Raw genomic sequence first — 13,864 nt, forward strand, 5'->3', positions numbered from 1 at the left:
CCGCCCTTTATTGGGCGGTTTTCGTTATTAGTATTAACTTATCCCACCAAGATTGATATGCCTCTCGCATTTCATCAATATAATTATACTTGTCGTAAACTCCCCATACTCCCGGTAATTTGTGTCCTAGCATAATTTCAGCAACATGCGGTTGTGTTAGTTCAGAGAAATTAGTCCGAGCAGTTCTACGAAGATCATGTATAGAAAAATGAGGTAACGTTTTCTTCTTATGTTTCTTGATAAAAATAATCAAATTAACGGGAAGTTTTAAATGTGCTGATGGTAGTTGAGGTGACTTGCTATTGGAAAATAGATAATCACCAGCAGCGAGATCCACCAACTTTTTAATTATAGGAATAACATCACCAATTAATGGACGCACTAATGGTTTTTTGTTTTCCGCCAGTTTTGTGATTTTCAGGAGGAACAGTCCATAGCTTTTCCACTAAATCAAAATCAGAAATTTTAGCCAATCTTAGCTCTGAAACCCTGCACCCAAAGAATAGACAGAGCTTTAGTAGCATTTCGTTGACAAAAGAAACTCTCGATTCTTCACACGCCCACCAAAAAAGTGCTATTTCTTCTGAAGATAAGGTTCTATCACCAACGCCTTTTTGAATACCAAAATCCTTACCTGTCAAATCAGTTAATGGATTTGATAGTGCCACTCTCCTTTTTACTGCCCATGAATAACATTGCCTAGCATTACTAATTACACGTTTTGTTATCTCTGAGTATTTTTTGGATAGCTGATCTAATAAATCTAGCCACATGTGAACAGTTAAATCATTTATTGGATATTTACCTACTTGAGGAAATACGTGTAATTCAAACGTTCTCATAATTTGATGGGCACTGACTCTTTGCTTGCACATTACATCAAACCAATCTCGAAATACTTCTTCGAAGGAGCCTATATTATTTTTTTCACTCGCAATAATGACTTTCTGGTATTTTGGATTTTGACCTTTACTTAAAACTGAGGACCATTTCAATAATTCGTCGCGAGCTTCTTTTAACGACATTTGGGGATATTTGCCAATTGTCATTTTGTCTTGCTTACCATTAAATCGATAACGATAAAAAAAAGTAATCGCCCCCTGCAGGGATATCCTAACCCACAAACCATCACGATCAGCTTTCTCCTCAACCTTATCTCTCTTTTTCCCGAGATTAGATTTTAAATACGCATTCGTTATCGCCATGATGATCCTGCTCCATTATTATTCATCCACGCCCTCATTACTGTGTCCATATTTGTGTCAATCACTTTATTTTTCAGTATGTTAGGAATGTGTAATTTCAGCATTTTTTCTATTTTCTTTCGAGATTACACTTAAAATATGAACTTGTTATAGTAATAATTTTTACTCCATTATTGCTTCATCATATCTCACCTATAGGCATGTGCATTTTTCATGCGAAAGTTTATTTTTCAATAAGATAAAGAGGGTTATGCTTTTACAGTAATTTATAATAGCGCAAATGGATATATGGACACAATGATGGACACAAAAATAGTGGCTTGAGGTGACTTTGGTTGTCTTAGCTTGTCGATGTTAATTTTACTTTTTCGTTATAATTCAATTTATTATAGCGTTAACTTGTCTTAGGTTGTCATGGCTTGACTGCGGTCGAATTGTCGATGTGAGCAATGATAGAAAAGTTTCTTATGTTATTGATTTTCAAGGTAATATCTTCTTTTAAATTGCCTACAAAATCAGCCCTACATCAATATTTATCGTAGAACTAAAATGCTATGATTATCACAAGATTGCTAATTAGCAGCATTTTACATAGAAGATCTCTCTAACACAAAGATTCAATGTAAAACAACTGTAAACTATTCAAGTTGGTGCTAAATAAAGGTAACGTATTTGCCAAAATAAATTCAAACGGCCTCGAGTATTAAGCTTATCATCAAGCCGTTTTATTTATTAATTCATTTGAATGGAAAGCTCTTCTGGTGGGAGTCCTATTTGCAGAATAACGGGCTGAAATGCTGTTTCGTCACGCCAATAAGACGCAATTTTGCGCGCTAAAAAGAAGCCAAAGAAACCGCCTAATATGCCAGATAAGGCGACCCAAAACTGTTCTAATCCTGCCACTTGCGCTAATGCTGCAACCAAAAATAACCCAAACAACGGCGTCAAATAAACTAACATAGCAGAGCGGATCAAACTTCCCTCAGGAATACCCACCTCAACTTTCTGCCCAATAGCTAAAGGCTGCTCTATTGCAACCTCTAATTGGTGTTCTGTATTTGGCCCTATTTTGCTCAAGGCGTAAGAACCACAAGCGGCACGAGCGCTACAGCTTCCACATCCAGAGGAAGAACCATAACGTAATATTGCTCTTCCTTGATGCCAATGAATGACTGTCGCCCATTCTTTAATCATTAGTTACTCCTAAAAACGAATACTAGCTGCAACTTGCTGCGCTGTAGGTAAAGGCAGCTCACCTATTATGGTAATCACATTTCGTCCCTGAGTCATTGTGTAAATTGTGCGGCGACCATTTTGTATGGGTTGATCTAATAATGAACCTTGTTCAGCTTTAGTTACATTAACAGAAAAAGTAAACATTCCATCACTAAATAAAGCACTTTCTACATCATCATTTTCACCAAGATTGCGCTCTGATCGTGAAACTTCTTCAAAACCAGGAGGCAATAAACCAACTCGCCATTTAAATGCAGGATTATCATTTTTAGGGGAAACTAAGAGTGGGGGTAAGTTAATTTTACTTAAACTAACTAAAGAATCTTTTACTGTTTTACTATCTAATACCGTTGAAATAACACGGAATTGTTCTAATAATTGATTGTTGTTATCAAGTAGATCAACCCTTAACGGTAACTTATTTTCTTCATCAATCAATAATGTGTAATTAAACCGTGAATTATCCTTAGAAATAATTCGAATGACTAATGAAGGCTTATCACCAATATGTGTTCGACCTGCATCAATAAAATTATAATACGGCTTAATTTTTTCATAATCCGCAAAAAGTACTGAAGGCAAATTATCAACAATATTTTGCCCATTCAAACTAAATGCATCAAAACCCGGCTCAAAGTAACTAATCACTTCCCCTTTTTGAACAATTTCACGACGTGATGAGTCCATTTGAATCATTTGTGAAACGGGCACACCGTTAATAATAGCATGTCGATATCGAACGGGAACGATACTTCTGGGGTTAAATGACATGAAAGACATTTCATAGGAAAGATTTTGGGCAGCAGATCCCATTTCTTGAAAGAGAGCTTCGGCATCAGATTCAGATGCCAAAGCTTGATTAGAAAAAATCAGGCTGCCCGTCAGGCAGATGACGGAAAACCATTTATTCATTATTGCAGTTTAACTCCAGCTGGCGCAGCTGCTTTAGCGTCATCTTGATATTGTTGATTTAGCATTGAACGTCTTTCAATTTCGTATTGTTGCAGCATTGAGTTAATACGCTGATTTTGTTGCTCAACCTGTTGCATTTGCTGCTCATTTCCAAAGAATTGACCATCCGCAATATTCAAGCTAACAGGTGCACCAGTCCCAGCTGGAATGGTATTGAATACAGGTTCATCAATAACTGAATCAATAGAATTACTTTGATTGTATTGCTGTACCCCTACGATGACAGCGAGAGACACACATGCTGCAACACCAATTTGAGTAATTTGACTTGCCCATGGGCGAACTTTTTGCCAGAAAGGCATACCACTCCATGTTGCAGGTTCAGGTTGTGATTCAACAACTACCTGAGGATTTATTTGTACGACTTCTTTCTCTAATGCTGCTGCAACTTTACCCGCAATGTCAAAATTTAGAACATCTGGGGTTTCATTACGCAGAGTATCACGGATAAGATGATAGCTCTCCCAACGTTTTTGTAACGTTGAATCACGTGAAATGGCATTTATTAGTTCTACATCTAGAACTTCGCCATCCATCATTGCGGAAAGTTTCTCTCTTTGCATGCCCAAATACCTTCAGTTAATTGCATCAAATGACAGTTAAATTCACTGATTAACCACTTATTGATAACCTTCAAATTCACCAATAAATGCCCAAAATATTAATGCTGTTGAACCAGTGGCTGTACTTTATTATCTATCGCTTCCCGAGCCCTAAAGATACGCGAGCGTACAGTGCCTACAGGGCAATCCATAATCTCAGCAATCTCTTCGTAACTTAGACCATCAAGTTCCCTAAGGGTTATCGCCATTCTCAAGTCTTCAGGTAACGATTCTATGGTACGAAAAACGACTTTTCTTAATTCTTCAGACAACATTAAGTTCTCTGGGTTCGAAATTTCTTTTAAGGCGCTAGCTGTTTCATAGTTTTCTGCATCACTCGCTTCAAGGTCTGACGCGGGTGGGCGTCTATCTTGCGCGACTATATAATTTTTAGCCGTGTTCACTGCAATGCGATATAGCCACGTGTAAAACGCGCTATCACCACGAAACGATCCAATTGCACGATAAGCTTTGATAAACGACTCCTGCGCAACATCAGGAACATCAGCTTGTGGTACATAACGGGAAATCAAACTTGCAACTTTATGTTGGTACTTAATCACCAACAAGTTGAATGCTTTTTGATCGCCCTTTTGGACTTTTTCGACCAACATCTGGTCTGTTAATTGCTCGCTCATTCCTGGGAAAATCTCCCGAACTCAGGCTGTAAATTTTTTAAATTGATCATGAATCTATTCCTAAAGCAAGCGTTACTTTGAGTAATAAAAACAACTGAAGTTCAATTTAATACTTAAAAATAGTAAAAAACTTACAAATATAATGTTTTTTTACTGACGAATGATCCTAAAGATCGTAGTCATTTCATACTGTTGACTGGCCTATTTCATCAAAAAAATTTTGAGTCATTACTGAACAACACAGTATCCGAATATGACGAAGATGACTTCATCCAGCATACAAGTTTATGCTAAACCGCGCCAAGTTCCTATCACGCTCAAGCACTTACTATGAACTTACATGAAAAGAATCTTAGAAGCTGTTTCACAAATAGCATTACCAAACGCGATAGGCTAACATGAAACTTCCAATATATGCTAGATATGCAGACACTTATGAACAATTACACACAGCATTATACTGATGTTCTTATTATTGGTAGCGGTGTTGCGGGGCTTTCAGCCGCATTACGGCTCGCACCATTTCATCAAGTGACAATTCTTAGTAAAAGCGTACTAAAAGAAGGCGCATCATACTATGCCCAAGGGGGAATTGCCGCGGTCTTTAATGATACAGATAGCATTGAATCCCATGTTGAAGATACTTTAATTGCAGGTGCAGGGATCTGCGATAAAAGTGCTGTTGAATTCATTGCATCCAATGCAAAAACCTGTGTTCAGTGGCTAATTGACCAAGGTGTCATGTTTGATACCGAAGTCACTGAGTCAGGTGAAGTCCAGTATCACCTCACTCGAGAAGGCGGCCATAGCCATAGGCGAATACTTCATCATGGTGATGCAACTGGAAAAGAAGTCGAAACCACTTTAGTCAACTTAGCTTTTTCTCATCCCAATATTCATATTAAAGAGCGTTATAACGCGGTAGATCTTATTCGATCTGATAAAATCGGCATCACTGGTGAACAAAGAATCGTCGGCGCTTATGTCTGGAATCGACAAAAAGAACAAGTTGAAACTATTCGAGCTAAAACAATTATATTAGCAACAGGTGGCGCAGCAAAAGTCTATCAATATACCACTAATCCTGATATCTCATCCGGTGATGGCATTGCAATGGCTTGGCGTATCGGCTGTAGTGTCGCTAACCTCGAATTTAATCAATTTCACCCAACCTGTTTATTTCATCCGCAAGCCCGTAATTTTTTACTAACAGAAGCATTACGCGGTGAAGGTGCTTATTTGAAACGGCCTGATGGCAGTAGATTTATGCCGGATTATGATGCCCGAGGTGAATTAGCTCCGCGGGATATTGTTGCCAGAGCAATCGATCACGAAATGAAACGACTTGGTGCTGATTGCATGTATCTTGATATCAGCCATAAGCCCGCTGAATTTATCCAAAGTCATTTCCCCAATATTTATGCTAAGTTAATTTCACTAGGGCTTGATCTCACTAAAGAACCTATCCCGATTGTTCCTGCCGCCCATTACACCTGCGGAGGCGTAAGAGTTAACCAAGTTGGTATGACTGATATTGACAATCTCTATGCCATTGGCGAGGTCAGCTATACCGGTTTACATGGTGCAAACCGTATGGCATCTAATTCATTATTAGAATGTTTAGTCTATGGTTGGTCAGCAGCGGAACATATCACTGCAACAATTTCACAAGTCGAAGAAGTCCCAGAGCTTCCCAATTGGGATGAAAGCCGTGTTCATAATTCTGATGAACAAGTCGTTATCCAACATAACTGGCATGAACTTCGTTTATTTATGTGGGATTACATGGGAATTGTGAGGACGAATAAACGATTAGAGCGCGCATTAAATCGTATCCATTTATTGCAGCAAGAAATTCATGACTACTATGCTAATTTCCGTATTTCCAATAATTTATTAGAACTTAGAAATTTAGTGCAAGTTGCTGAATTAATGGTGTTATGCGCCCTCGAACGCAAAGAAAGTCGCGGATTACATTACACATTAGATTATCCAGAACAGCACGAATATTCAGAACCAACGATTTTATATCCAAATACTCACTAAATTAATTAACATGCTGACTGACAATCAGCATGTTTCAATTATATTGTGATTGCATCATGACTTACTCATGTATTAATTCATCAATATTTTAAATAAAAATCGCGAATTAATTCCTGAAAAGCTGCCGTATAAACGTTATTTTCGTCTTTTAAGATCAATGTTGAACACTGAGTTGGCGTTTCTTCTTTTTGTAATCCCAATAACATTCGATGAAAAGGTGTCGAGGGCTTATCTTGAATATTGACTCGATATGCCGTAAACCAGCCACTATCCTGTGCCATTTGTTCTAGTTTTTGCCCCACTTCATAAGGTAATACCAAACAAAATAAGCCTTGATCCCTAAGACATTTTTTCGCACATTCCAATAATGTTTCATGTGTCAATGTTGTGGTGTAACGAGCTTGATCACGCTGCTCATTACGGCAAGCAACTGCTGGCTCAAAATAAGGTGGATTACTAACAATTAAATCATATTGGAAATCAAGTTGTTGACTAAAGGCCACAATATCTTGATTAACAACCCGCAACCTTTCTTGCCATTTTGATCCTTGAAAATTCTCTTGCGCTTGTTGTGCAGCATCACTATCTAATTCAACGGCATCAATCGTTAAATTGACATTTCTCTGAGCAAGCATTAATGCAATTAATCCACTACCACTGCCAATATCTAGCGCTTTTTTTGCAGTATAAACAGGTGCCCAAGCCCCTAATAAAACGCCATCCGTCCCCACCTTCATTGCACATTTTTCATGCCCAACAAAAAACTGCTTAAAAGTAAAACCACCTCTGCGATGGTTTTTTATTACATTGCTCATTCGCCCACTCTAAAGAAAATGCCATTTTCTAACCTTAAGTAAAATGACAACGATAAAAGTAATAATGAATCACACTTCAAATAAAATAATTCTCGTATTATGAGAATTACATTTGAGTCATAAAATGTTAGCTGCTAAGTTCAAAAAAAGAGGTCACCATGAATAGTATCAATAGAACATTGAATATTTTGTCTTATATCACGACAAACAAGCTTCCAGTTACACCACAAATGATATCTAAGGCTTTAAATATTCCTATATCCACTGTTTACCGATTATTAACCATTCTCATAAATTGGGAATTTATAACTTTTGCTAAACAATATGGTACTTATACAGTTGGTGCACAGAGTATTAAAACTCAAGATAAATATTATCACCATAGCTTATTAATGAGTGCATCAAAATCAGAATTACAAGTGCTCGGTAAAAAAACACAAGAAACGGTCGCTATTATTACATCAAATTTATGTGAAACCATCTGTGTTGATATGGTTGAAAGTTCACAAGCACTGCGATGTTCTTTTGTTGTCGGGCGTGGTAACACCTTAATAAAAGGTGCTAGTGCTAAAACTTTATTGGCATTTCGTGATCAAGATTATCAAGAATTAGTTTTTGAAACACATGGATCACAATTGAAAACGACTGAAAGTCTACAGCAATTAAAACAAGCATTAACCCAAATTCGCCAACAGGGTTACGGCATGTCAATCAGTGAGATTGATGAAGGCGTTCTCGGTGTTGCTGCACCTATTTTTAAAGGGCAAGACATAATTGCTGTTATCTCAGTCATGGCGCCAGAATTTCGGTCAACACATCGCGTTAATGAATTTATTACTGATACCTGCAAAGCCGCTCACAATATCACTAAATTAATTAATCAGGAGTAATTATGGCAGAACCGTTTATTTGGCAAGGCCGTACAGATGGTGATACCGAAGAACATTTACGTATTCATCAAGTGATGAACAAAATCATACCGGCAAAATTTGCTTTGCTTGGATTTGCTTCAGATGAAGGTGTAAAACGCAATAAAGGCAGACTTGGCGCAAAAGCAGGTCCGCAAGCGATTCGCCAACAACTTGCAGGCCTGCCTATACATCAATCTTTAGCCATTCGTGATGTCGGTACAGTTAGCTGTGATGATGGCGACTTAGAGAAAGCACAGCGCCAGTTATCAGATGAAATCATTGATATTTTATCTCAGAACCAAACGCCAATTATTTTAGGCGGCGGTCATGAAGTTGCTTTTGCAAGCTTTCAAGGCTTATTTGATTTTGTATCACAAACACAGCCAAAAAAAGTTATTGGAATTATTAATTTTGATGCGCATTTTGATTTACGCTCTGCTCCGCAAGCCACATCAGGAACGCCATTTTTGCAATCCGCAAAATTATGTCAGCAACATGAACGCCCTTTCCACTATCTTTGTTTAGGCATTGCCGATCATGGAAATACCAAAATCTTATTTGATACGGCAGATCAATTGGGATGTCGTTATATTCGAGATAAAGCCCTAACGCAATCTCAATTACCTAATATCATTCAACAGATCCAGCATTTTATTAATGAAGTGGATTACTTATATATCACCATAGACCTTGACGTATTTTCTGCATCAATTGCCCCTGGTGTTAGTGCTCCAGCACCAAAGGGAATTAGCGTAGAAATATTTGATGAATTATTTGCAGTTATTAAGGCTAGCGGAAAAATTAAAGTCTTTGATATCGCTGAATGTAATCCCGAGTTTGATATTGATAATCATACAGCAAAATTAGCCGCATATTTAATTTATCAATTTTTATTTTAAAAATAACAATTTAACAAGAAAAACCATAATAAACAGTAAAGTAAAAACCAAAAATTAATATTTATCATTAAAAATACAGCATTTAGACCTTGAATTTCTTGTTAGTGCAAGGCGGCAAACGCGCGAGATCCTAGGAGCATACATAAGTATGTGACTAGGGCGAGCAAGAGCAGCCAACGCGGCTATAGCAAGAAAGGCAACGGTATAAATTTATTCAGGGGAAAAGCATGACACTACACCTAGACACCTTAACGACATTGCTACTCACAGTATTATGCCTGCTTATGGGCATACACTTAAAAAAACGTATTGAATGGCTACAGCATTTTTGTATTCCCTCACCTGTTATTGGTGGTTTTCTTATCAGTTTAATTATTTGGGGACTAAAATCCTTCAACCTTGCTGAAATTAATTTCGACACCAGTTTACAGACATTCTTAATGGTGGCATTTTTCACCACAATTGGTATTGATGGAAGTTTCCGTATTTTAAGAAGTGGTGGACGCCTGCTTTTCACTTACCTTTTCATTTGCTGGTTTATTGTCATCCTACAAGATAGCTTTGGTGCTGGACTTGCTCATATGCTGGGAATTGAACCTGTCATTGGCATTATGGCTGGGGGAGTGTCATTAACGGGTGGTCATGGTGGTGCTGCAGCATTTGGTGGCATGGCTGAATCTCTTGGCGTTCAATCGGCTACTGTTGCAGCGATTGCAGCGGCTACCTTTGGACTTATTACAGGCAGCTTACTTGGTGGTCCTGTCGCTTCTTTTTTAATCAAAAAATTCAATGTGCGTATTCAAGCTGATGAAACTGTTTCTAGCCCTAAAATGACAGAAACCATTGCAGGAAAAATTGATTCCATTGATGCGCATGCTTTTTTAAAAATGCTCGCCTTAGTACTTGGTATTATGGTAATTGGTCAATTTGCATCTGCTCAGTTTACTAAAGCAACGGGCTTTTCTCTTCCGAGTTATGTTGGAGCAATGATTATTGCTATTGTTATTCGCAACATTAATGATCAAGTAAATTTCTTTAAAATTAACCAAAAATCCGTTGATTTAATTTCAGAAGTTTCTTTAGGTTTATTCTTAACAATGGCCATGATGTCCTTAAAAATCTGGGAACTTAAGGATGTTGCTTTACCACTCTTTATTATTTTGTTTGCTCAGGTTGTTCTATTGGTTCTATTAGTCATATTCGTTATCTTTAGATTATTAGGCAAAAACTATGATGCCGCAGTAATGTGCGCAGGTTTATTAGGGCATGGTCTAGGTGCAACACCGAATGCCATGGCGAACATGTCATCCGTTTGTGAGCGCTACAAACATGTTTCGATGAAAGCATTCATGATAGTGCCTTTAAGCGGTGCAGTACTGATTGATCTAGTTGGTATCCCATATCATACATGGCTAATTAATATATTAAGTTAATCTTTAAGGTGCTTTCTTCCTATAAGAAAGCACCATTTATCATGATATTACTGCCCGTTAATATCTAAAACGGGTACACTCTACTAAATTTCAAATGAACAATTTGGCTAACCTGTTTATAATCAGCGCCCCAAATAGAGGTATATCATGACTGCAACCACATTTTCTGAACTAGAATTAGATGAAAGCCTAATTAACGCGCTGGCAGATAAAGGCTATGAGCGCCCAACAGCAATACAGGCTTCGGCTATCCCTCCTGCTATGGATGGACGTGACGTTTTAGGTTCAGCACCCACTGGTACAGGAAAAACGGCTGCGTTTTTACTACCAGCTATTCAACACTTACTTGATTTTCCAAGAAAAAAATCAGGTCCTCCACGCGTACTTGTGGTAACACCAACGCGTGAACTCGCAATGCAGGTTGCAGATCAAGCAAAAGAGCTGTGCAAATATAATCATCTCGACATTGCCACAATTACAGGTGGTGTCGCTTATATGAATCATGCAGAAGTTTTCAGTGAAAACCAAGATATTGTGGTCGCAACAACGGGTCGCTTGCTTCAATATATCAAAGAAGAAAACTTTGATTGTCGCGCTGTAGAGATCCTGATCCTCGATGAAGCTGACCGTATGCTTGATATGGGTTTTGCTAATGATATTGAAACCATTGCAGGAGAAACTCGTTGGCGCAAACAGACCATGCTATTTTCTGCAACATTAGAAGGTGAAGCAATCCGTGATTTTGCCGAGCGCCTTTTAGAAGATCCTATCGAGCTTGATGCAGATCCATCTCGTCGTGAGCGTAAAAAAATCCAACAGTTTTATTATCGTGCAGATAATCTAGAACATAAAGTTGCTCTTTTGCGCCATTTGATAAATCAAGAAGACGTCACTAAATCTATCGTTTTCGTTCGTAAACGTGAGCGAGTTCGTGAAGTTGTACAATGGTTACGTGAAGCTGGCATTGAGCCTTGCTACCTTGAAGGTGAAATGGTACAAGCAAAACGTAATGAAGCTGTGCGCCGTTTATCATCAGGGCAAGTTAAAGTCCTTGTGGCAACTGATGTCGCCTCCCGTGGGCTAGACATTGATAATGTTAGCCATGTCTTCAACTTTGATATGCCACGTACCGCTGATGTTTACTTGCACCGGATTGGTCGTACAGGCCGTGCAGGCCGCAAAGGCACTGCTATTTCTCTTGTCGAATCACATGATTATCCATTACTCGGTAAAGTAACACGTTACATTGAGGATACAATCAAAATTCGTGTTATTGACTCTTTACGCCCAACAACTAAAGCGCCTTCAGAAGCGATGCTGAATAATCCAAAACCATCTAAGAAAGTGTTAGCAAAGCGTAAAGAGAAGAAAAAAGCCGAAGAGAGTAAAAAGAAAGAAAAAGTCCGTCTGCGCGATAAAAAGAATATTGGTAAACGTCGTAAATCTTCTGGCGCAACTGAATCACAACAGACGAATAAAACAGAATAATTTTATTCCACTGTGAGATTAATGCAAAAAAGGGAATAGATATGTTCCCTTTTTAATATTCAATTATCGTTTTATTGCATCAATTGGAATAATTTTTTACGTAATACTTTACCTTCTTGAGATAATATATCATCCGTAATCACATGATTAACCAAGACATCATAACCATTATTACCTTGAGGATTTTTAATGCGCCAATCAGCGCCATGTTCCAATAAATATTCAGCTGCAAAAAGAGCATGACTCATTAAAGCTTCATGCAATGCGGTATTCCCCTCATTATTGAGTTTATTAATTGTCAATCCATGCATTAATAACATTTCAATTTGATCAGTTCGGCAACTTTGTGCTGCTAAATGTAAATATGCCCCATCTGATGATAAAAGTTTTTGCTTAATCTTTTTAGCATATTTAGATTCAAAAAGTATCGCCAAAAACTGGCTATTATTAGCCATGATTGCATTTCTAATTAAACTATCCATTTCCACAGGTTTATTTTCAAGCTCAATTAATTTTGTAAATAGATCAACATTATTTTGTTTTATGCATTTTTCACATGTTTCCTGCCAATTGACCAAATCGCGCTCATCAAGCTTAGCTAAATCAATTTCATCCATTAATCCATTTATACCGTTAGCCATAAAATTATTTATTTCATTAATGGCTAAATTATCAGCTTGAGCCCAAGGCGCAAAATAGCACATCATTTTCAAGATTTTTGCCATGGCATGAGCTACAAAAACTCTACTGAAAAAATTAGGCGGAAATTTATCGAATGCACTTCCTCCTTCTTCATAATAATTTAATACTATTTTATGCCCTAATGCAGAAGGGGCAGTGGTAAAGGTTTGCAACCAATCCAACCAATCATATTCCACAACATAAAAGCGAGATAATCCAGCCTTAGCTTTTTGTTTTGCTTGCTCATAATCTATTCCTAAACGTTTTATTGTATTAGTAGCAATTCCAGCTGGGCTAAAGGTGATAGATGGGCATCCACTGACAATCGCGGCAAATATTGCCAACCCACCACCCAATGAATGCCCTGTGCAAATCATGTTGCCTTTTGAAACTTGATAGAGAATATTGGCTAAAGCAGCCGCTTGAAAATATTGCGGTTCATAAAGACCAACGGCTTGGCGTATATCGGCAAAAATATCAGTAAAGTTATTTGTTCCAGCAAAACTAATAATATACAAATCATGATATCTACAAATAGTAGACTCAAAACCCGTAGTTTTGTCTCGTAGATGTATTGGCTCAATGCCTAATTCCTGCAATTGCTGATGATTGAGCCGCTCAACTCCATGCATGAAAGTCCAGTTATTCCAATAAGTTCCCTTCGCAATTAAACCAAGCAGATAATCCAAAGGCTGCGAATTCTTCCCCCAAAACTGAGCTTGCGATAACGAATTTGGCCATTTATTTTTCATAGAACATAATGCATATGACGTCTCTTTTTGCTGATGAATATTCAAACTTTCATTGATAATTAAAAAATCATCTTCAATAATTTGAGACGAGATTATTTGATTAATTGAATCCATTAGATTCTCCCAAACAATGATAGAGCAGGAGAAAGGATTAAAAGAAAGATTAGAGAGAAATAAAAGACTTTA

Annotated in this window: 11 protein-coding genes and 1 pseudogene; 5 read left to right on the plus strand and 7 right to left on the minus strand. The window is 37.7% G+C overall.

What is annotated here, in order from left to right; translation table 11 throughout:
• Positions 1-7: 7 nt before the first annotated feature.
• From OO7_RS12300 to rpoE, 5 genes and pseudogenes are all read right to left on the minus strand, one after another.
• A pseudogene (locus OO7_RS12300) lies at positions 8-1,205 on the minus strand (tyrosine-type recombinase/integrase).
• A 732-nt stretch (positions 1,206-1,937) separates the two neighbouring features.
• Positions 1,938-2,399, minus strand: coding sequence for a SoxR-reducing system protein RseC (gene rseC, locus OO7_RS12305; RefSeq protein WP_008916252.1), 462 nt, complete (start codon positions 2,397-2,399; stop codon positions 1,938-1,940).
• Between the two features lie 9 nt (positions 2,400-2,408).
• Positions 2,409-3,353, minus strand: coding sequence for a sigma-E factor regulatory protein RseB (rseB, locus tag OO7_RS12310; protein WP_008916253.1), 945 nt, complete (start codon positions 3,351-3,353; stop codon positions 2,409-2,411).
• Positions 3,353-3,976: an anti-sigma-E factor RseA gene (gene rseA / locus OO7_RS12315; protein ID WP_008916254.1), complete on the minus strand. Its 624-nt coding sequence runs from the start codon at positions 3,974-3,976 to the stop codon at positions 3,353-3,355. Before rseA ends, rseB begins: the two co-directional genes overlap by 1 nt.
• Positions 3,977-4,074: 98 nt before the next feature.
• Positions 4,075-4,653, minus strand: coding sequence for an RNA polymerase sigma factor RpoE (rpoE, locus tag OO7_RS12320; protein WP_008916255.1), 579 nt, complete (start codon positions 4,651-4,653; stop codon positions 4,075-4,077).
• A 435-nt stretch (positions 4,654-5,088) separates the two neighbouring features.
• Here rpoE and nadB point away from each other — a divergent pair, with 435 nt between their 5' ends.
• Positions 5,089-6,699: an L-aspartate oxidase gene (gene nadB, locus OO7_RS12325; RefSeq protein ID WP_008916256.1), complete on the plus strand. Its 1,611-nt coding sequence runs from the start codon at positions 5,089-5,091 to the stop codon at positions 6,697-6,699.
• Positions 6,700-6,779: 80 nt separating this feature from the next.
• On the opposite strand, the gene trmN is transcribed toward nadB, so the two are convergent.
• The gene (trmN, locus tag OO7_RS12330) at positions 6,780-7,514 is read right to left on the minus strand and encodes a tRNA(1)(Val) (adenine(37)-N(6))-methyltransferase TrmN (RefSeq protein ID WP_008916257.1); all 735 of its coding nucleotides are present in this window, start codon (positions 7,512-7,514) and stop codon (positions 6,780-6,782) included.
• A gap of 158 nt (positions 7,515-7,672) precedes the next feature.
• On the opposite strand from trmN, the gene OO7_RS12335 reads away from it, so the two are divergent.
• The 4 genes from OO7_RS12335 to srmB all read left to right on the plus strand — a co-directional run bounded on the left by OO7_RS12335 (position 7,673) and on the right by srmB (position 12,245).
• On the plus strand, positions 7,673-8,404 hold the full coding sequence (locus OO7_RS12335; protein WP_008916258.1) for an IclR family transcriptional regulator: 732 nt from the start codon (positions 7,673-7,675) through the stop codon (positions 8,402-8,404).
• 2 nt (positions 8,405-8,406) lie between these two features.
• The gene (gene hutG / locus OO7_RS12340) at positions 8,407-9,324 is read left to right on the plus strand and encodes a formimidoylglutamase (protein ID WP_008916259.1); all 918 of its coding nucleotides are present in this window, start codon (positions 8,407-8,409) and stop codon (positions 9,322-9,324) included.
• A gap of 227 nt (positions 9,325-9,551) precedes the next feature.
• A complete protein-coding gene (gene gltS, locus OO7_RS12345; RefSeq protein WP_008916260.1) occupies positions 9,552-10,757 on the plus strand; it encodes a sodium/glutamate symporter in 1,206 nt (401 codons plus the stop codon).
• A 147-nt stretch (positions 10,758-10,904) separates the two neighbouring features.
• The gene (srmB, locus tag OO7_RS12350; protein ID WP_008916261.1) at positions 10,905-12,245 is read left to right on the plus strand and encodes an ATP-dependent RNA helicase SrmB; all 1,341 of its coding nucleotides are present in this window, start codon (positions 10,905-10,907) and stop codon (positions 12,243-12,245) included.
• A gap of 71 nt (positions 12,246-12,316) precedes the next feature.
• Here the strand turns inward: srmB and OO7_RS12355 are convergent, their stop codons facing one another.
• Positions 12,317-13,792 (minus strand): Tle-like phospholipase domain-containing protein, encoded by a 1,476-nt coding sequence (locus OO7_RS12355; RefSeq protein WP_008916262.1) that lies wholly within the window; start codon positions 13,790-13,792, stop codon positions 12,317-12,319.
• Between the last annotated feature and the right edge of the window lie 72 nt (positions 13,793-13,864).

Source organism: Providencia sneebia DSM 19967, from assembly GCF_000314895.2.
Classification (GTDB): Bacteria; Pseudomonadota; Gammaproteobacteria; order Enterobacterales; family Enterobacteriaceae; genus Providencia; species Providencia sneebia.

Excerpts from the sequence above, each read along its gene's own strand:
- rseB (WP_008916253.1), bottom strand. The coding sequence starts at position 3,353 with ATGAATAAATGGTTTTCCGTCATCTGCCTGACGGGCAGCCTGATTTTT.
- rseA (WP_008916254.1), bottom strand. The coding sequence starts at position 3,976 with ATGCAAAGAGAGAAACTTTCCGCAATGATGGATGGCGAAGTTCTAGAT.
- hutG (WP_008916259.1), top strand. The coding sequence starts at position 8,407 with ATGGCAGAACCGTTTATTTGGCAAGGCCGTACAGATGGTGATACCGAA.
- rpoE (WP_008916255.1), bottom strand. The coding sequence starts at position 4,653 with ATGAGCGAGCAATTAACAGACCAGATGTTGGTCGAAAAAGTCCAAAAG.
- trmN (WP_008916257.1), bottom strand. The coding sequence starts at position 7,514 with ATGAGCAATGTAATAAAAAACCATCGCAGAGGTGGTTTTACTTTTAAG.
- srmB (WP_008916261.1), top strand. The coding sequence starts at position 10,905 with ATGACTGCAACCACATTTTCTGAACTAGAATTAGATGAAAGCCTAATT.
- gltS (WP_008916260.1), top strand. The coding sequence starts at position 9,552 with ATGACACTACACCTAGACACCTTAACGACATTGCTACTCACAGTATTA.
- nadB (WP_008916256.1), top strand. The coding sequence starts at position 5,089 with ATGAACAATTACACACAGCATTATACTGATGTTCTTATTATTGGTAGC.
- rseC (WP_008916252.1), bottom strand. The coding sequence starts at position 2,399 with ATGATTAAAGAATGGGCGACAGTCATTCATTGGCATCAAGGAAGAGCA.
- OO7_RS12335 (WP_008916258.1), top strand. The coding sequence starts at position 7,673 with ATGAATAGTATCAATAGAACATTGAATATTTTGTCTTATATCACGACA.
- OO7_RS12355 (WP_008916262.1), bottom strand. The coding sequence starts at position 13,792 with ATGGATTCAATTAATCAAATAATCTCGTCTCAAATTATTGAAGATGAT.